19 protein-coding genes are annotated in these 18186 nt (G+C 40.1%); 5 read left to right on the forward strand and 14 right to left on the reverse strand.

Going from position 1 to position 18186, the window contains the following annotated elements:
- Nucleotides 1–46: 46 nt before the first annotated feature.
- Nucleotides 47–1837, forward strand: a complete 1791-nt coding sequence (locus PQ477_RS07255) for a prenyltransferase/squalene oxidase repeat-containing protein (protein WP_274273281.1) — start codon at nt 47–49, stop codon at nt 1835–1837.
- A 94-nt stretch (nt 1838–1931) separates the two neighbouring features.
- Nucleotides 1932–2213, forward strand: coding sequence for a hypothetical protein (locus PQ477_RS07260; RefSeq protein ID WP_274273282.1), 282 nt, complete (start codon nt 1932–1934; stop codon nt 2211–2213).
- A gap of 81 nt (nt 2214–2294) precedes the next feature.
- Here PQ477_RS07260 and modB read toward each other — a convergent pair whose 3' ends face one another.
- From modB to PQ477_RS07285, 5 genes are all read right to left on the reverse strand, one after another.
- On the reverse strand, nt 2295–2960 hold the full coding sequence (gene modB / locus PQ477_RS07265) for a molybdate ABC transporter permease subunit (protein WP_274273283.1): 666 nt from the start codon (nt 2958–2960) through the stop codon (nt 2295–2297).
- The gene (gene modA, locus PQ477_RS07270) at nt 2961–3704 is read right to left on the reverse strand and encodes a molybdate ABC transporter substrate-binding protein (protein ID WP_274273284.1); all 744 of its coding nucleotides are present in this window, start codon (nt 3702–3704) and stop codon (nt 2961–2963) included.
- Nucleotides 3705–3954: 250 nt separating this feature from the next.
- Complete coding sequence (locus tag PQ477_RS07275) at nt 3955–4989, reverse strand: aldose epimerase family protein (protein ID WP_035393438.1); 1035 nt, start codon at nt 4987–4989, stop codon at nt 3955–3957.
- Nucleotides 4990–5010: 21 nt separating this feature from the next.
- Nucleotides 5011–5832: an SPL family radical SAM protein gene (locus tag PQ477_RS07280; RefSeq protein WP_274273285.1), complete on the reverse strand. Its 822-nt coding sequence runs from the start codon at nt 5830–5832 to the stop codon at nt 5011–5013.
- Nucleotides 5833–5902: 70 nt separating this feature from the next.
- A complete protein-coding gene (locus tag PQ477_RS07285) occupies nt 5903–6064 on the reverse strand; it encodes a hypothetical protein (RefSeq protein ID WP_274273286.1) in 162 nt (53 codons plus the stop codon).
- A gap of 150 nt (nt 6065–6214) precedes the next feature.
- On the opposite strand from PQ477_RS07285, the gene PQ477_RS07290 reads away from it, so the two are divergent.
- Complete coding sequence (locus tag PQ477_RS07290; RefSeq protein WP_274273287.1) at nt 6215–6520, forward strand: ArsR/SmtB family transcription factor; 306 nt, start codon at nt 6215–6217, stop codon at nt 6518–6520.
- A gap of 37 nt (nt 6521–6557) precedes the next feature.
- On the forward strand, nt 6558–7445 hold the full coding sequence (locus PQ477_RS07295; RefSeq protein WP_144560347.1) for a cation diffusion facilitator family transporter: 888 nt from the start codon (nt 6558–6560) through the stop codon (nt 7443–7445).
- An 11-nt stretch (nt 7446–7456) separates the two neighbouring features.
- Here PQ477_RS07295 and PQ477_RS07300 read toward each other — a convergent pair whose 3' ends face one another.
- The 9 genes from PQ477_RS07300 to ku form a co-directional block, all read right to left on the reverse strand.
- Nucleotides 7457–8062, reverse strand: coding sequence for a hypothetical protein (locus PQ477_RS07300; RefSeq protein ID WP_274273288.1), 606 nt, complete (start codon nt 8060–8062; stop codon nt 7457–7459).
- A 129-nt stretch (nt 8063–8191) separates the two neighbouring features.
- The gene (locus PQ477_RS07305; RefSeq protein WP_035393446.1) at nt 8192–9142 is read right to left on the reverse strand and encodes an ABC transporter substrate-binding protein; all 951 of its coding nucleotides are present in this window, start codon (nt 9140–9142) and stop codon (nt 8192–8194) included.
- Between the two features lie 421 nt (nt 9143–9563).
- Nucleotides 9564–10052, reverse strand: coding sequence for a tetratricopeptide repeat protein (locus tag PQ477_RS07310; protein ID WP_060705557.1), 489 nt, complete (start codon nt 10050–10052; stop codon nt 9564–9566).
- A 195-nt stretch (nt 10053–10247) separates the two neighbouring features.
- The gene (locus PQ477_RS07315) at nt 10248–12884 is read right to left on the reverse strand and encodes a glycosyl hydrolase (RefSeq protein WP_274273289.1); all 2637 of its coding nucleotides are present in this window, start codon (nt 12882–12884) and stop codon (nt 10248–10250) included.
- A 377-nt stretch (nt 12885–13261) separates the two neighbouring features.
- Nucleotides 13262–13606 (reverse strand): c-type cytochrome, encoded by a 345-nt coding sequence (locus tag PQ477_RS07320; RefSeq protein WP_035393452.1) that lies wholly within the window; start codon nt 13604–13606, stop codon nt 13262–13264.
- Between the two features lie 124 nt (nt 13607–13730).
- Nucleotides 13731–13889 (reverse strand): Fur-regulated basic protein FbpA, encoded by a 159-nt coding sequence (locus PQ477_RS07325; protein WP_274273290.1) that lies wholly within the window; start codon nt 13887–13889, stop codon nt 13731–13733.
- 163 nt (nt 13890–14052) lie between these two features.
- Nucleotides 14053–14628 (reverse strand): hypothetical protein, encoded by a 576-nt coding sequence (locus tag PQ477_RS07330; RefSeq protein ID WP_274273291.1) that lies wholly within the window; start codon nt 14626–14628, stop codon nt 14053–14055.
- Nucleotides 14629–14761: 133 nt separating this feature from the next.
- Nucleotides 14762–15055 (reverse strand): hypothetical protein, encoded by a 294-nt coding sequence (locus PQ477_RS07335; RefSeq protein ID WP_274273292.1) that lies wholly within the window; start codon nt 15053–15055, stop codon nt 14762–14764.
- A gap of 175 nt (nt 15056–15230) precedes the next feature.
- Nucleotides 15231–16058, reverse strand: a complete 828-nt coding sequence (ku, locus tag PQ477_RS07340) for a non-homologous end joining protein Ku (RefSeq protein WP_274273293.1) — start codon at nt 16056–16058, stop codon at nt 15231–15233.
- Nucleotides 16059–16153: 95 nt separating this feature from the next.
- Between ku and PQ477_RS07345 the strand changes: the two genes are divergently transcribed.
- Nucleotides 16154–17956 carry a DNA ligase D gene (locus tag PQ477_RS07345; RefSeq protein ID WP_274273552.1) on the forward strand — a complete coding sequence of 601 codons (1803 nt, stop codon included), beginning with the start codon at nt 16154–16156 and terminating at the stop codon, nt 17954–17956.
- The last annotated feature ends 230 nt before the right edge of the window (nt 17957–18186 follow it).

The raw sequence follows: 18186 nt of genomic DNA on the forward strand, positions 1-18186 counted from the left end.
AAGCCGTTTTTTACGCTTTAATTGCTACAAGTTTGGAGGTACTTTTATGAACCTGATTAGTCGATTGACTCAGAAGCAATCGTTACTAACCGAGCAGCTGATTCGTTATCAGCAAGAGGACGGCTCATTTCGACTATGCTTTGAATCAGGTACGATGACCGATGCGTATATGCTTTTACTCTTGTCACATTTTAACCAGGAGTACACCTTACAAAAGAAAATAGCTCATCGCCTCTTACGTACACAGTCAGAACATGGCTATTGGAAACTTCACGAAGACGACTTAGGTCACCTTTCGTCTACAATAGAAGCCTACACCGCTCTATATGTTTCAGGATTTGCGAAGAAAAGCGACTCTTCTATGAAAGCAGCTGAATTATTTATAGTAAAAAAAGGCGGTGTAGAAAATGCACACATTGCCACAAAGACGTTATTGGCCTTGCATCACTTATACCCTTGGCCAACGCTTTTTCCGCTACCGCTTTTTTTAGTCCAGCTACCAAAATGGGTACCATTCAGTTTCTATCGGTATAGTGCCTATGTTAAAACCCATTTTGCAGCGCTACTCATTTTAGGCCATACCCGTTTCTATGTAAAAAGAAAACACAACCGGCACATTCAGCATCTTTATATAAGTTCTAAGCATCTCCAGTTGCGCAAACGGAAACGATTACGCTTGTCATCCTATACAAAAGCAGCCTTTCAGAAAGCGGAAAGCTATATTTTACGTCATATTGAACAAGATGGAACGCTTCACAGCTATTCTAGTGCGACTTTTCTAATGATGTATGCGCTATTCGCACTAGGCTATAAAAAGCAGTCTCCTATCATGGAACAAGCTTTAGAGGGATTGAAGGCTCACCTTTATACGGAAGGAGAAGAGGGTCACATCCAAAATTCTCCCTCCGCCATCTGGGATACCGCGTTAATTGCAACAGCTATTCAGCAGGCAAACACGGATGATAAGGAAACGCTCCTACGTTCATCCATTCACTACATTTTATCCAATCAGCAAAGAAATGGCGGTTGGGGTTTTTCGACAAGCAATTCAACCAATCCTGATGTAGATGACACACACGCATGCTTACGCTTCCTATCACCGCATCTCCATTTACCTGAAACGAAGCGTGCTTGGCGAGATGGGTTTTCTTGGCTATTAAGCCGACAAAATCGTGATGGGGGCTGGGCTGCGTTTGAAAAAGATAGCTGGGCCGCTTTGTGTTTGCCTCTTGAAAATGGAGCAGATACCATTATGGATCCATCTTCTCCTGATTTAACTGGCCGAACGCTGGAATGCCTTGGAAACTACGGTCATTTATCAGCTAAACATCCTTCTGTTGAAAGGGCTATTATGTGGCTTGAGAAAAATCAGCAAAAGGAAGGAAATTGGCAAGGAAGATGGGGTGTCTCCTATATTTATGGAACGTGGGCTGCCGTTACAGGGATGCGTGCTGTCGGTGTACCGATTGATCATGAAAGCTTACAGCATGCTCGACGTTGGTTGGAGTCCGTTCAACTACTAGATGGTGGTTGGGGCGAGTCATGCAAAAGTGATGTGGAGCAGCGCTTTATCCCGCTACAGTTTTCCACAATCGTTCATACAGCTTGGGCGTTAGATGCGTTAATTTCACTATACGATCGACCAACAAAACAAATGGACGATGCGCTTACACTCTTAATGGACTGGGTTATGACTTCTTCTATCCGCTCGACTTACCCGACTGGAGGAGGGCTTCCTGGTCAATTTTATATTCATTACCATAGCTATCCGCTTCTCTGGCCTCTTGTCACACTTAACAACTACAAGCAAAAATATATGAAAACAAAGGCGGAATAAGCAAGAAATTAGCCCTGTCCAAAGACTCCTTTTAAACATAAAGTAAAGGAACACACACGTGTTAAACCGACTGATTGATATGAAAGGAGTTCCCATGAGCACAATTGATCCTCAATTAATGCATGCGTTTCGCTCTAAAATGAAAAACCCGCGACATTTCCACAATGTGTGCAAAATCTTATGTCGTCAACGGCGTGAAGATTTAAAACAGTACGGTCGTTGTTGTTCGATGATTGATGAGTTATCTCATTGCTTAGGTGTACCTATTTCGAGAGAGCAACGAGACCGACATGCAAAATGGCTGATGAATTGTAATGTCGATCCTAAAAACCGTCAACATCGCCATGATATGTGGGGCCTAGTTACAGGTCGTTAACCGCAAAACAAAAAAGCGTTTAGGCAAAGAAAGCAATACATTCTTACGAATATTGCTATACTTCCTTAACGCTTTTTTATTCTAGTTAGACTGTTTTAACCGCTGCACAGTTGCTAAAAGAAGGAACGAGAATAAGACGATGGAGGCTACCCAATAGAGTGCCATTAACGTATTCCCGGTTTCAACTGCTAAATAAATACTAATTGGAATCGTCTGTGTCACCCCAACAATGCTTCCTGCGAACATAAGCGTAGCACCAAATTCACCAAGAGCGCGTGCAAACCCAAGGGTAAAACCTGAAACAAGGGATCGCCATGCTAAAGGCAGGCTTACATAGCGGAAAACCGCCCATTCACTCGCACCCATTTGCCTCGCTGCATCTTCAAGTTCGTCGTCAACCGATTCAAATCCATTCATTAATACTTGATAAATTAATGGAAACGCCACTACAGTCGCTGCAATAACCGCAGCAACTAGTGTAAACACAATTGGCTGATTAAACAATTGTTCATACCACTGTCCGATAAGACTGCGTCGACCAAAGAGCACAAGCAAACCAAACCCAATAACAGTCGGAGGTAGGACAAGCGGTAACATGAGAGCCGTTTCAAGCATGATCTTTCCTTTGAAAGCTCGTTTCTTTAACAGCCAGCTAGCCAGGAGAGCCAATATGAACGCCAGTACACTCGCTATACCTACAACCTGTAAAGAAACAAAAATAGGTGTCCAAAATCGAGAGTCCATCATTTATTCACCTTTCTGAAACCCATACGATTCAAACGTGGCCATCGCCTCGTCCTGTTGGAGCCACTCATAGAGATTAGCCGCACTGTTATTCGTCGTTAACAATCCAATTGGGTAATGGATAGAATCATGGCTATTTGCAGGTGCTTCCGCTACTATGGTTACTGCATCTCCTGCCACACGTGCGTCGGTTTCATACACAATCCCTACATCGGCATTCCCTGTCTGAACATATGTAAGAACTTGGCGTACATCTTTTCCAACAATAAGCTTATCCTCTATATCAGCGAAAATCCCCATAGATTCAAGGGCTTGTTTCCCGTATCGACCAGCAGGAACGGTCTCTGTCTCGCCGATCGCGAGCCCTTGATACGGAGCCGTAGTAAGGTCTGCCCAACTCGTCAATGTTGAGGCGATTTCTGGTGTTGCAATTAATACAAGCGTATTCTCTATTAAGTTAGTAGAGCTTTTTATCCCCTCTGCTTCTACCACTTCTTCCATATCCGCAATCGAAGCAGATAGAAACAAATCGGCTGGTGCGCCTTGGATAATTTGTTGACGTAGTTGACCAGAAGAGCCATAGTTCACGGTTATGTCTACATTATGATCTTGTTCATAAATTTCAATCAATTCATCTATAGCATCATTCAAGCTAGCTGCGGCCATGATCATCACTTCCTCTGTTTCATTAGATGAGCAACCCACTAAGCCAACTCCTATAAACGTGACAAGTAGCCTTTTCTTCAAAAAAACCCCTCACATCTGTCTCTTTTTCCGTAGTATAAGGTATATCTATTTCTATGTAAATCTATCAAGTCTCCACATACCAGCATTATCCGTGAATAAGTCTATAGAGCGAAAGAACAACTATCTTTACATCACATTCATTAAGAAGTAATCCACTTAAGTGTAGCTAGCCTCGTGAAGGAAAACCATGCCGATCTTTGAGTTGGCATTGAAAAAGCCGCACACCCAACCGGTACGACTTTTTATCCCCTTATTCAGCCGAAAATCGGTAAACGGTTTCATGTTTATAAACATCTTCCGGTTTCAGCCAAATAGATGGTAATCCTTTATGTTGGAGAGCGGCCGGGTGTCCCTGCGTTTCTAAACATAAGCCAGCGTGCTTTTCTATCTTTTTGCCTTCTTTTAGAAGCAACTCGTCCTCCAAACTATTTCCTGTGTAAAACACAACACCTGGCTGTGTCGTTCTCATCACAAGCTTACGCCCAGACTCTTCATCATAAATAACAGCTTTGACCTCTTTGGTATGATCCAACAAAAAATAATGATCATATCCATTCTTTGCTACCTGCAGCTGATGGTGTGTTAAATGAATTCGTTCACCAAGTCTTTTTTCTGATCTAAAGTCAAACGGTGTATGAGTAGTTGAGCGAATAAATCCAGTTGGAGCAAGGGTTTCATCTAGTTCCAAGTAGCTATCACTTTCCAGCATAATCACGTGATTTAATACCGACCTTTTCACCCCACCTGTAAGATTAAAATACGTATGATTCGTGAGTGTAACAGGCATCATTTCATCTACCGTTGCATGATAATCAATAATCCATTCATTTTCATTTGTAACGATGTATGTAATCGTCGTTGTGAGCTTTCCAGGATAATGATCCATTTCCATTTCTTCCGCTGTTAGAATGGCACCAACCCGATCTTCATGCTGAAAAAGAGTCACGCTAAACAGCTGTTGATGCAAGCCATTCCCTCCACCATGCAGATGATGATGACCATCATTTGCTGATAGCGTATGTTTTTTTCCGTTTTTTATAAAACAAGCATCCTTTATCCGACCTGCAACTGGCCCAATTAACGCGCCGAAATACGGCTTATTTTCTTTATAATGAGAAAGATCTGCATAAGAAAGGACGACATTTTCATGTACACCTCTCTTATCTGGGACGATTAAATCCGTCACGATCCCTCCAAAGTTAAGAAATTTTAAACACATGCCGTGATCATTTTCAAGAATCGTTTCTGTCCATCCGTTACTTGTTTGCTGGTTTATTGCTTTCATGAAAAACCACTCCTTCAACCTTTAAGGTAGAAATCCCTCTTTACTGATGAAAAGTTGATTCTCTGAAAAATACTTAAGAAAACGACGTTTCACCTTCCATATGGCATCTCTCTCATACCATTTCTCTAGCCCTAGTTCAGTATAAAGTGAAGCCATTTTAAGCTTTTCTGTACGCTTGCCTCCTGAACCATCACCCATAAAAAAATCATCTATACAGACACGGTCCACTACATCTGCCAACATTTCAGGAAACGCTTTTGAACTCGGCAGTAGGGGCGCTACTGTCGCTTGAATTGGAATTCCGTTCTCTTTGAGACACTGTAACGCTTTTACTCTTCCTTGGATCGGAGGTGCCTGAGGTGCAAACTGTTTTCGAATAGCATCTGAATCCGTTTCAATGGTCATACTTACACGCACGCGATTACCTAGACGTTTCAATAGGTCCATGTCCCTTGTAACAAGGGCGCCTCTTGTTTGAATGAATAAAAAATCTGGTTGTTCCCTTACCATGGCTTCAAGCAAGGATCGAGTGACCCGCTCTCGATGTTCAATTGGCTGATAAGGATCTGTGCTTGAAGACATAAAGATTGTCACTGGCCCATGGTTCTTTGCACGACGTATTTCTTTTTCTAGAAGCGAAGCTATGTCTCTTTTAATAGTAACCCAATTTCCCCATTCTTCCTCTTGAAACAGTTGAACGGGCATTTGCCTGACATAGCAATACGAACAAGCAAAGGAACATCCAACGTATGGATTTAAGGTGTGAGAATAGCCAGCCAAAAAACCACTCGCTTTAGTTAAAATTCGTTTCGGTTGCGATTCCCTCATAGAAAGACCTTTCATCTTACTCACCCCTAACCACTCGGTTCCCATAAAAAGAAAACGATTACATAATTCTCTTCTCTTACACTTTTCACATTCGCTTGCGATTCCAATCAACAAGTAGCCCTAGCACTAGTCCTAAACCAATATACAGAACATAGGAGTTTGTAAATAAGCCAAACGAAAACCCTACTGTAAGGCCGATTATGGTCGCGCTACCTAACCTTAGCGACTTGCGTTTTCTGCCATTCATTCGTTCTTCCCCTTACCGTTTTTGTTACAAGTAGTCTACCATGCGTCGTTTAAACAGAAAAGCGATCACACTCTTCTTCGAATTAGTTGAAAACAAATCATTATAATGCTAATATGAGCATATAATCATATATTGAAATGAGGGAATGCAATGTCATCGTCCTATAATGATCTTGATCAAGAAACACTGTTCATTGTTTCTCAAAGCTTTAAAGCCTTAAGCGATCCAACCCGGATTCGAATTCTTCATTTACTGGCAAACAAAGAATGCTCAGTAGGAGAAATTGTTGAACACCTTGAACTAGGGCAGTCTACTGTTTCTCATCAACTACGATTTTTGAAAAATTTAAGACTTGTTAAATCAAGACGTGCTGGAACAACGATTTATTATTCACCTCAAGATGAACACGTACTCGACATTTTAGAGAAAACCATTGAACACGCCACACACGATTAAACAAATTGAATCCTATTAAATGATAAGGAGGGATACAATGGGTCACCATCACCATGGACATAGTCACCACCATTCTACTGGTCAAGCAAATAAACGAAACTTACTCTTTGCCATGCTCATTATTGGTAGCTGGATGTTTATCCAGTTCATTGGCGGTTTGTGGACAGGGAGCCTCGCTCTTTTAGCTGACGCCGTTCACATGTTTAATGATTTTGCTAATCTATTTATTAGCTTTCTTGCTATTACACTTGCAGCAAAAGCGGCAACAAAGACAAGAACGTTTGGGAACCATCGCTATGAAGTACTTTCCTCGTTATTAAACAGTGTCATGTTGCTAGTCATTGCGTTTTTTATTGTTCGTGAAGCGATTGGACGATTCATTGAACCTGAAGAAGTCATGGGCAGTGGCATGATTGTATTAGCGTTTATTGGATTGCTTGCCAACCTTGGAGCCATGTATGTACTTATGCGTGGCGATGTAAAAAATAACTTGAATATGCGCGGCGCTTATTTACATGTTTTGAGCGATACATTAGGTTCTGTTGCCGCTGTACTCGCAGGCGTCATTATTTTAACAACTGGTTGGTATCTAGCCGATCCTATTTTAAGCATCGTCATTGCCTTAATGATTGCTTTATCGGCAATACGGCTTCTTAAAGACACCTTGCACGTGCTTATGGAAGGTACCCCTAAGTATATTGATATTGACGAAGTAAACGCTAAAATACTTGCAATTGATGGCGTTAAACGTGTTCATGATCTCCACGTTTGGACCATTACTTCTGGGATGGATCGCTTAAGTGCTCATGTCGTCATTGACGCTGACAAGAAAATTGACGCACAAGACGTACTTATGCGCGCAAACGATTATTTTCAACATACACTTCATATCGAAAACACGACGATCCAAATTGAACGAGAATAAGAAAGGAACAGCTAAACGCTGTTCCTTTCTGGCTGTACCTTTACATTGAGCAGAGGATTTGGTTCGTACCTTGACGCAAGGGAATGAATGAAGAGTTGAATTTCATTAAATAGCTTCTCTTCAATTTGATTTCGTTTTTTCTTCGCTTCTTCATCAGGCAAGAAGTGATGCGTGTTTGATGCTTGACACCATAAAGGCAGTAGCCGAAACACCGTAGCAGCTTCATGATAAAAATCAGCTTCGTAATGAGTAAATGGGATATCCATATTTATTCCGTCTGACCGTTTGACCATCCACTGTCCATTTACAAAAAGCAGCTCCTCATTCTCTAGCTCAAAGACGATTCGAATGGCTTTTTGTCCTAAATGAAAGGTCGTTTTCGTACCCATTAAATTATAAGTCTTTTTTATGTCATCGACTGCCTCGCCTGCTTGCCTTAACTCTTTTTCTATCGCTTTACACATCGCGATTAGTAAATCTTTATATTCATCATTCTCTGTTAGCTTTTTTTCAATTTGTTTGATCTTTCTCATCTTCATAAGCCGGGGATGTATAAATGCATTGTAAACAAGTAAGAGTGACAACACAATTCCACTAATCCATATAAGCTCCGTCATGTTTAAACAGCTCCTGAACAGCAAAGTCTATCTTTCTATTATAAGACATTTAACGAAGTCATGAAAAGGGATAGGAGAAAGGGAATGGTTTACATATAAAAGAGTAGGTGATCCACCTACCCTCCTTTTTTATTCCCCTTCAATAATGGCCTCATAAACAGAATCAATCGTTTGCATATTCGCTTGAAACCCATTGTATAACCAGCTACTAGTTCCTGAACGGTTGTAGATATTCCCTTGAGCTACTGCTGGAATATTGGTCCACACAGCTTCTGACTCTAACGTCTCAATCGTTTCCGGATCGCTATCAATTAAGAATAAGTAGTCAGCGTCAAGCTCAGCTACCGCTTCCAACGAAACAGGATTCCAGTGCGCTCCTACATCTTCGGGTAAATCTGCAATCATGTTTGCAGGCGTGAGCTCTAAATCTTCAAAAAGTACTGCCCCACTCGCTACATCAGGTGCTACAACATAATAGTTACCGCCAATAACCCATAAAGCTGCAACTTTGCTATCCCCAATTTCTGCTTGAAGCTGTGCCTTTACATCCTCTACATGGGCATCATACTCATCCACTGCAGCCTTTGCTTCACTCTCTTTTTGTAATACATCTCCTAAAAGAGTCAAAGTCGCTCGCCAATCATCTTTTGTTTCATTATCAATAACGTAGGTAGGTGCTATCTTATTATATTGATCATAGCTCCCTCCTGCTGCTGAGTCTTCCCCCCAAGCAAAAATTAAATCAGGCTCTGCCTCCATAACAGCTTCTAACGGTAGCGTCGAATCAATCGGTTCAACGCCTTCTAAATGCTCTTCTAAATAAACTTGCGTACTGGCTCTACTGGCAACTGACCATTGACGCACCGGTGTCACGCCGAGTGTGACAAGTGGGTCTTCTACATAAGAACCTAGTATTCTTTCCGGATTAGCTGGGATGGTGACGTCATTTCCGACTTTATCAGTAACCGTTCTAGGTTGCTGTTGTTCTTGCGACTCTCCGTCAATTGAATTATCGGAACCATCGGAACAAGCCACTAAAAAGGCCATTCCTAATGCAGTAAAAAGCAATGATCGATTCATTCGTTTAACTCCTTCATAGATCTACTACTGTTATAGTATTGATAATGATTTTCATTGTCAATACTATTTTGTTAAAGTCTACAAAAAAGCACTAAAACTTATAGAACCGAGCTTGTTTAATAAAAAGCACTTCTTTTTCTATTTTCTTCATTACTATCGTCCCTTATACTTATCTGTATCAAGCCTCTGTAGCTCTAGAAGGGAAGAGCGCCGGAAAACAAATTGTATAAACCGGGTCGCAAGGCAAGGGTTTCAGAAGCACCGAAAAGCAAATTAGCTGAGACAGGTGGAATTCCTGTCGGTGAAATTCCGTAGGGAAGCGTGTTCTCCCCTAGCCTATGCTTACGAAAGGAGTGCGGGTTCGAATCCCGTCAGAGGCTTCCCCCATCCACATCTGATGATAATTCTAAAACCATCGTTTTTATACCCAAATTCGATTTAACTGTTTTGAATACAAAGCCAGGGCATTACGATACTGGAGAATATTTTGATCCTGTGTTGTTTCAAGTAGACACGTTAGTAACACTTCCATCGCTTTTTCATGTTCTCGAACGTTATAAAGGGTTAACGAATAAAAGACTTTCAAGGCATTGTCTTCTGGAAATTTCGTTAAACCGAATTCTAGCGTTGATTTAGACTCTTCGTACATTCCAAGCGTTCTATATGTACTGCCAAGTCCTAAAAAGGCACCTTTTAACTCTTCTTCGTCTAACCCAAGCTCAATCGCTTTTTCATAGTGAGGATACGCTTTTTTCTCATTCCCTTTTGAATCATAGGTTGATGCGAGGTAATAGTGAAGATCACCATCATGAGAGTTGCCTTCGAGCCATTTATGTAGGTGTTTAAAAGCATCGCTATCGTTCCCTTCACGTAAAAGCAAGTCGATAGTCTCTTTTTGCTGTTGGTTCATAAGAATCTCCTTAACAAATCAATTTTACTATTGTCTCTACTATAACAGATAAAGATAAATAATTATCTAAATAAAATGAATTAATACACTTTATGTTGCACGTGAAACAACTGAGTAAATGAAAAATAACCCCTTTGCACGTAAATCGACTTAACGACTTACGGAAAGGGGTTTACAATCATTCATGTTCTACGTTCATGGATACGTAAACCATTCGGATTCGTATTGAGGTCCGTCTTTTTCATACGTGAAACGGAAAGAAAGGGATTTGTTCTCCACATCAGGTAGCATTAAAAACCACTTACCATTTTCTAGTTGCATGCGTACATTTTCTTGATTCCCATTATTGATTCGATAATGAAGATCCACATAGCGGGCAGGCGTATTCGGCGTGAATGTAATCACTCGGTCTGATTGACTTTGTTCAATCGAAACCGTGAAATCTCCTCGTTCAATGACATTCCCGTCATCTCCTGGCTCTTCCGGCTCCTCTGGTGGATTTGTTGGTGGTGGCCCACTCCCTTCTTGACTGACATAATAACTATTTCCGTCCACAGTCGCTTCATGTCCGTCCGAGAACAAGACTGTGCGTGCTTCATCGTCATAATTATAGGCAACATAGACACTTTCACCATCTTTATTAAAGACAGCGTAGGTCGGAATGTTTGCTGTGATTTCTGGATTTACTTGTCCGAGAGAAGCTAAACTTGTAATCCACTGATAGGTCTGTGCTTTTGTACTTCCTCTTTCAATAATCGTTTCATCCCCTGGATCAAACTCTGTGTAGTCATCAATCCTTTGCTCCATTTGTCTCTGGGCATCATTTGGATCGGTTAACGCACGGTAGCTCCAAACCATATTCGACCACCAATTCCAATCCTCTGACCCATTTGTTTGCTTTAACGCTTGATAAGCTCGCTCTACATATTCAGGGTGATGGCCAAGGTAGAGTGCCCCTCCATGGATGGGTAGCCAGTTAATCGCATACTTTTCTACCGCCCCCGAATTCCACCACGTTGCGTGATCCATTTTTCCGCCCCAATTAATAGTGACAATTTCTGGTCCATATTCAGGAGGATGGATTTCATCATACACATCAAAGAAATATTCGTTAATGGCGCTCATTTCAGTTGTATACAAATAAATCGCTCGATCTAACAATTCTTGATCATTTGTTGCTTCTGCCCATAAAATAAGATTGGTCCAAGCATGCATCGCTTCAGAAGAAGATTCTTGGTTATTACCAGAATCAAACGTCGCTAATCCATCTGCCCACGAATGTCCTGAATAAGGGTCAAACATACGTAAATACGGATACATCGGATCTTCACGATCAGCTGCAAAATCTCTTATAAGTTCGTTAACCATTCCTCCCCATTCATCATCTTGTGCCCAATCTGGGTTTGCCCTGGCTACTTCGGCAGCTGCTTTCACAAAATAACCGTAATGAAAATGATGATCATTAATCCTTACAGCGGAACCATGCGCTGCATGATAACCTAATAGCGTTCCCCAGTTTTCATTATAGTAAAAAAGGTTTTCTCCTTTTATCGCATTGTTCTCATCTGTTGATCGTAGCCAATCTTCTAGATGGCCCTGTAATTCTTCTCTAAATTCATCACCTAGCTCCTGCTCACCAAGCTGATCGGCAAGAGGTGCTAAGTTTGAAAGCTTCCCTAAATATTTTCCTAGTTCATACGTATCTTGACCAGTCGGATAATCATTTCTTGCTTCGTGCAAATAGCCACTTAGCCTGTCTGTATCAATACCTGCATTCGGTAAACTTGGCAACACACCTGTATACGTAAGGCTTGTTTCAAATTCACTTCCTTCGATTAGCTTCATATCGCCTCGAATGGTAAACAAATTCAGTCCGTCTACAAGATCTCCTGAAGATAAATGTCGGTATTGATGTGGATACAACGCAAGCAGCGTTCCGTTATCCCCTCCTGCTACTGCTTCTGTGTTCGCAGAGTACGTTGTTTTCACTTCATTCGTCTCATGGTTTACAGCATAATCAGCTCGGGTCTCACGAACAACAGAATAGGCATGCTCGGCAAAAAGCGCCAACGTCTCTGCATCTGTATTTGGCAGTTTGGCTACACTAATAAATTCAGACGGATTCTCCCACTGTTGGCCGTTCGTTTCCCAGTTCGATCCCTCTGGTGCAAAGGCCGCATACTGTTTATTATCATGGGTTGAAAAGCCAATGATATGTCCTTGCTGCGCCCAAATCTGAGGGTTTTGTGGAAAATCAATGACAGCATGTCCGCCTGTATATTCAGCGTAAATATAGGGAATGCCCACACCGTATGTAAAGGCTAGTGATGATTGATTTTTTTCTGCTAACGATCGAACATGCCAATCGCCATAGTCATCTACTTTTGCATCATTAAAGTTGCTTTCATTTGAGTGACCAATCGTAAAATCCGTGGAAATGGCTCCAACGATATGCCATGTTCCCGCACCACTGTTCTCATGAACAACGACATTATGTGGAGCATCGTAAAAGACGTTCAGTCCCTTTTCGTTTTGTCTGACACTAAATGGATGGGGGTAATGATTATTTGCATACGTATCAACCGCAAGTGAACTCCACCATCGGTTAGTCGGCATTGGTCCTTCTACACGATCCGTTCGATAGATTGTCTCGGGAGGCTCCTTTTGTTGATCCGCGTAACCTGGATCACCGATGTTATCGAAATCAATTGGTGGATACTGTAAAGAAAAGCTTCCTTTCCCTACTTCTTTAACCGCTTGATTGGCGAAACTTGATTGAAACGGAAAGAGTACAATAAGTGCTAAAACGAACCAGAACCATCTTTTTTTCATTTTATTCCCTCCAATTTGTTTTTTGTTTCATATCTACTTTCACATCTGCATAAAATGAGCATGTCCCCTTAATCACTTTCCCTACTCTACGCAGAAACGATTTCTGAATCCATCGAAAAACGTCGACCCTTTATTGGGAAATAAAAAAAGAACATGCATCAGAAATAATAACATTAGTGCTTACGATCAAGCAGTATGTGCTACGCTCTCTTACGCTACGACAACAAGCTACAAGAAATGGTTACAAAACACTTATTCTTTCACCAAAGAAGATTGGGAAACAAAAGCTTACTCATTTTATATGTTTTAGAAATTTGTCAAATGTGCTTTAAATACAAAAAAACTACTCATTCGTTGAGTAGTTTCTTTAATAAAAATTATTGATCAGCTAACCACATGGACAAATTATCCACTTCATCTTCCTCTAATTGGGATTGAGCCGGCATGCTTCCTCGCCCATTTACAATGATCTCTCTAATCTCGTTAGAAGATAAGTTGTTGTTAGCAAGAGCAGGACCCGTTCCACCTTCATTTAAACCAGCATGGCATTGAATACAGCTTTGTTGATACGTCTGTTCAGCTAACGCCTCATCGTACTCTCCAACTTCACTCGTTCCATCATCGGTTCCGTTTTCCGGTTCTGGTGCTTCCGCTTCATCACCATTTCCACCACACGCCGTTAAAAATAACGTTAGTCCAGCTAATACCATCCATTTTTTCATACACATTCTCCTTTTATGGTTACGGTTTCACCTTTTTAAAAACATGCTTATAAAATATAAGCTAGTACCATTATTGTTAACCGATTTATGGAGAAACTAACCTTCTTTTTTAGAGTTTGATGGTTTATTTTTCTTTCTCGACCATGAAGCGAAGATAAGCATCCTCAACTTCTGCATACGTTAATTCGTACAAATGGGTATCTTTATATTTATAAATACCTGCCTTCAGCAGTTTATCAATCATTTTTTCTTGTCTTTTCTTAATAAGCTCTTCTTCTGTCATTCATGCATCACCTGTTCTAAACAATTCTATCTCCATCATACCATATCTCTGTTTAAATTAAATTAATTTTACCCGATTAGTAGGATTAATAGATAAATAAAGTGACGTCATTTCCATCAACATCACTTATCCTAAATCTATGTAGATAAAAATATAAAAAGCATTATTTAGCATTGTCAGCCTCTTCGCCTACAACTGTAGAGTTTGATTCCTCAGGATCAACGTTATTAAAACCATTTATATCAATAAATTGCGCAATACTATTTTTATCTTTATCCGCAACAAGTAGGTTAAATTCGGAAATATTAATAAAAATAGCATCTATTTCTTCTTTTGATAGTTTCTTCTCTACAACAAATTGAGTTTGGAATGTTGTATGATAATTTTTGGGAGTTTCTGCAGGAACAAATTCACTCTTTGAACCATTCAATAGCTCATGCAAATCATTAGGGTATTCTAAAGAAAAGTACAGTTCTTGGTAACCATTAGTCAATAGATCGTATAGATCTGTATCTATTTCGTAGCCCATATTAAAAAATAGTTCCACTTCTTCATCAACATAGTCTACGTTAAATGAAGTAATGTTAAATTTTGGAGGTACTATTATATTTTCTAAAGAAATGGTTGGTTTTGTAGTCTCAGAATCTGTAACGTGATCTCCTTCGACTACACCTTCATTATTATGACAACTGATTAACAGAAATACAGTAACAAGTAATGGAATTGTCTTTAAAAGCATGTGCACACCCTCCATACATTTAAGTTACATTTACTGTTTAACTTTATCACTCCAGGTGAAAAAACGTAAACAATCTAACGTTCTTTACCCTCGTAGATTAATCCCCTCACGTGTCATCAACTTGTATAAATCGTCAACCTCTATAGAGAGGGACAACCTTTGTATACGTTTGAAAGTTGGCTTTTTCATCTTCGTCTTTAAAAAAAGTAAGAATCTCTAAATACGTTACCCTCGACAGTTTCTCTTCTAGAAGACTTGTCATTGCTTTATCGTTTACAGCTGCAAGTAACAGTATATTTCCATAAAACCATTCAAATGCTTTTGAGCGGAATCCCTTCTTTTCATTCCATTCGATATACTGGCAAGCACTTTCACTAAACCTGTATTTTTGCGCTATTAATTGCTGGATGACTTCTGATTGTTCCACGAAAAACGTACCCCTTTGTTCATGCTGGTATCCTTAGTATAAAGGAGCAGACACATCCATGTGAGTGGAGATTATAGGGAACAAAGGGAACGATTAACTATCTATAAAAAGCGGGAAATAAAAAGAAACCCGCTTTGAATTTAAGCGAATTTCTATCGTTACAGTACAGCTTAGCCTATGCATTCTTCTTTGTTTTTGCTGTTTTTTTCTTTGCAGGGGCTTTCTTCTTTTTTGTTTTATCAATGGATGCTTGAAGAGCAGACATAATATCGGTTACATTTGAAGTGTCTTTCGCTTTTTCGGTTGTTGTAACAACTTCCTCACCAGACTTTTTCTTTTCAATTAAGTCCATAAGGGCGTGCCGATACTCATCTTGATAGTTATCAGGATCAAACGATACTGTAAGTTGATCAATGAGCATTAAAGCTGCATCCAATTCTTTTTTTACGATCTTTTGCTCTTGAGGTACATTTGGAACATCTTCCATTTTCCTTACTTCATCAGGAAAATGGATGGTTTCCATCATCAACCCATTTTCATATACGCGCACAATAGCAAGCTGTTCTTTTGAACGAATGATTATTTTGGCAACTCCAATCTTACCCGACTGAACCAGCCCTTCACGTAATAACCCATAGGCTTTGTTTCCACCGGAATCAGGTGCTAAGAAATAGCTTTTTTCAAAATAAATCGGATCAATCTCTTCTAATTTAACGAAATCAATAATTTCTACCGCTTTGTCCTCTTGTTCTTTCTTGAGCTGTTCTAAATCCTCTGCATCAAGGACAACAAACTTATTTTTTGCATACTCATATGCCTTCACAATATCTTCGTTCTTCACTTCTTCATCGCAATCGGGACAAACTTTTTTATAGTTTATCGGGGTATGACATTTTTTATGAAGTTGTCTTAATTTAATGTCTTTGTTTTCCGTAGCGGTATGGAGCTTAACAGGAATCGTAACGAGGCCAAAACTAATGCTCCCTTTCCAAACTGTGTGCATGCAGTCACATCCTTTTTATCCTTAATATGCAGGAAAAGCTAATAATTTATGTGTCGAGGGAAAAACTAACTCGTGAGGTGAGATGATTGAAACCAATGTTAGCTACAAATGCATCTACTATTCCTAAAGGAGACCAATGGTCATATGAGGTAAAATACGATGGATTTCGTTGCTTGCTTCATTGGGACGAGGACGGACCAGCATTATACAGTCGGAATAAAAAAGAATTATCGAAAGCATTTCCAGAAATTATTCATGCATGCTTACAGATTGAAGAGAAAGTAAAAAAGCATCTTCCACTTATTTTAGATGCAGAGATTGTATCATTAGTGAACCCTTATCAAAGTAGCTTCTCTATTGTGCATCGACGCGCAAAACTTCGTACCAAAGAACAAGTTACGATCTATTCCCAACGCTTGCCTGTTTCCCTTATGATTTTTGATCTATTAATGGAAAAAGGCATTCCTTTAACAGACCTTCCGTTAAAGGATCGGAAACGAAAGTTGAATGTACTTCAAAGCCAGACACCAACGTTAGCCATTATTCAACCCTATAAAAACCCTAAAGAGATAGAGACGATTGTGAAGAAATACAATGGAGAAGGCATTATAGCGAAAAAAAATACAAGCACTTATGTGCCTAAACGATCCTCCCAGTGGGTCAAGATAAAGAACTATCGCTATGTTCATGTCATTTTAACAGAGTACGATAAACAAAATGGTTATTTTCAAGGCGGGGTGTATCAAGAAAATACATACGTTCCTATTGTTCAGTTTTCCCATGGTTTAAAGACTGAAGACCGAAAAGCGTTAGCCACTCTTTTTGAAAAAAACGGGGAACGTGTCGGCAAAGAACGGTGGTCTTTACCTCCTTCTATTTGCGTGAAAATTGGTTGCATTAGTTTTGATGGCGATCAACTTAGAGAACCGTTTTTTCAATCGTTTTTACTAGAAGAAAAGGTGGAGGATTGCACGTGGCAAAACCTTCTTTCTCAGCTACAGCCTTTGCCTGCCAACGTGGTGATTACGAGTGAGAATAAACCGATTTGGCCAGCTATACAATATACAAAAATGGATTATTTGCAGTACTTACATGCGGTTGCATCAACTATGCTCCCTTTTTTAACAAATCGGCTACTTACAACTATTCGTTATCCTCACGGTGCCGAAAGCGAAGCCTTTTATCAAAAAAATTGCCCAGATTATGCACCCGAATTTATCCTTACACATAACCGTGACGGCATAAACTATATTGTTTGTAATTCACTTGAATCGCTACTGTGGTTAGGGAATCAGCTCGCACTAGAGTATCATCTTCCTTTCCAGAAAAAAGATCAATCATGCCCCTCAGAAATTGTGTTCGACTTGGATCCGCCTAGTGTGGAACAATTTTCTCTTGCTGTAAAAGCAGCTCTAGCGTTAAAGGAAGTAATTTCATCCTTTGGCTTAATGGTTTACATCAAAACGTCGGGAAATAAAGGCTTGCAGCTATACCTGCCTTTACCAGAAGAAACCTTTACTTATCAAGAGACAAGGGTTTTCTGTCAGTTTATTAGTAGGTATGTGGTAGAACAGCATCCAGAACATTTTACACTTGAACGCTTGAAGAAAAATCGAGCAGGACGATTATACGTTGATTATTTGCAGCATGACGAAGGAAAAACCATCATTGCGCCTTATTCGCCTCGTGGACATAGCCGTGGTTTAGTTGCCACTCCTCTATATTGGGAAGAGGTAACAAATCAATTGAACCCCTCCCTTTTTACACTGACACATGTTGTAAGCCGTTTAAAATTAGAGGGAGACCCTTTTCGAACGTTTCGAGAAAATGTACATGAGCAAGGAAAGCGATTTTCAGATGTTCTTCTACATCTACAATCACTCCTTTCTAAAACGTAAACCTCTATAAAAAAGGAAGCCAACTCTACGTCGGCTTCCTTCCTTTTACTTATTCTTTGTTTGACCCTTTTTTGTTACCTTTTGCATATTTACCTTGTCTACCGTATTCTTTGTTCTCTTCTTTTGAACGTTCATCTCCTCGCTTACCCATAACGATCGCCTCCTTAGTGATTTACATACTGAGTACCCGTCAGCGATTGAGCTAAACATCCTATTTGAACGTTTTTCAC

The organism is Shouchella hunanensis (assembly GCF_028735875.1).
Taxonomy (GTDB): Bacteria; Bacillota; Bacilli; order Bacillales; family Bacillaceae_D; genus Shouchella; species Shouchella hunanensis.

Excerpts from the sequence above, each read along its gene's own strand:
- PQ477_RS07325 (WP_274273290.1), bottom strand. The coding sequence starts at position 13,889 with ATGACAGAAGAAGAGCTTATTAAGAAAAGACAAGAAAAAATGATTGAT.
- PQ477_RS07255 (WP_274273281.1), top strand. The coding sequence starts at position 47 with ATGAACCTGATTAGTCGATTGACTCAGAAGCAATCGTTACTAACCGAG.
- PQ477_RS07300 (WP_274273288.1), bottom strand. The coding sequence starts at position 8,062 with ATGACGGAGCTTATATGGATTAGTGGAATTGTGTTGTCACTCTTACTT.
- PQ477_RS07320 (WP_035393452.1), bottom strand. The coding sequence starts at position 13,606 with ATGAAAAAATGGATGGTATTAGCTGGACTAACGTTATTTTTAACGGCG.
- PQ477_RS07280 (WP_274273285.1), bottom strand. The coding sequence starts at position 5,832 with ATGAAAGGTCTTTCTATGAGGGAATCGCAACCGAAACGAATTTTAACT.
- PQ477_RS07345 (WP_274273552.1), top strand. The coding sequence starts at position 16,154 with ATGTTAGCTACAAATGCATCTACTATTCCTAAAGGAGACCAATGGTCA.
- PQ477_RS07285 (WP_274273286.1), bottom strand. The coding sequence starts at position 6,064 with ATGAATGGCAGAAAACGCAAGTCGCTAAGGTTAGGTAGCGCGACCATA.
- PQ477_RS07275 (WP_035393438.1), bottom strand. The coding sequence starts at position 4,989 with ATGAAAGCAATAAACCAGCAAACAAGTAACGGATGGACAGAAACGATT.
- PQ477_RS07260 (WP_274273282.1), top strand. The coding sequence starts at position 1,932 with ATGAGCACAATTGATCCTCAATTAATGCATGCGTTTCGCTCTAAAATG.
- PQ477_RS07295 (WP_144560347.1), top strand. The coding sequence starts at position 6,558 with ATGGGTCACCATCACCATGGACATAGTCACCACCATTCTACTGGTCAA.
- PQ477_RS07305 (WP_035393446.1), bottom strand. The coding sequence starts at position 9,142 with ATGAATCGATCATTGCTTTTTACTGCATTAGGAATGGCCTTTTTAGTG.
- PQ477_RS07290 (WP_274273287.1), top strand. The coding sequence starts at position 6,215 with ATGTCATCGTCCTATAATGATCTTGATCAAGAAACACTGTTCATTGTT.
- PQ477_RS07330 (WP_274273291.1), bottom strand. The coding sequence starts at position 14,628 with ATGCTTTTAAAGACAATTCCATTACTTGTTACTGTATTTCTGTTAATC.
- modB (WP_274273283.1), bottom strand. The coding sequence starts at position 2,960 with ATGATGGACTCTCGATTTTGGACACCTATTTTTGTTTCTTTACAGGTT.
- PQ477_RS07315 (WP_274273289.1), bottom strand. The coding sequence starts at position 12,884 with ATGAAAAAAAGATGGTTCTGGTTCGTTTTAGCACTTATTGTACTCTTT.
- PQ477_RS07310 (WP_060705557.1), bottom strand. The coding sequence starts at position 10,052 with ATGAACCAACAGCAAAAAGAGACTATCGACTTGCTTTTACGTGAAGGG.
- ku (WP_274273293.1), bottom strand. The coding sequence starts at position 16,058 with ATGCACACAGTTTGGAAAGGGAGCATTAGTTTTGGCCTCGTTACGATT.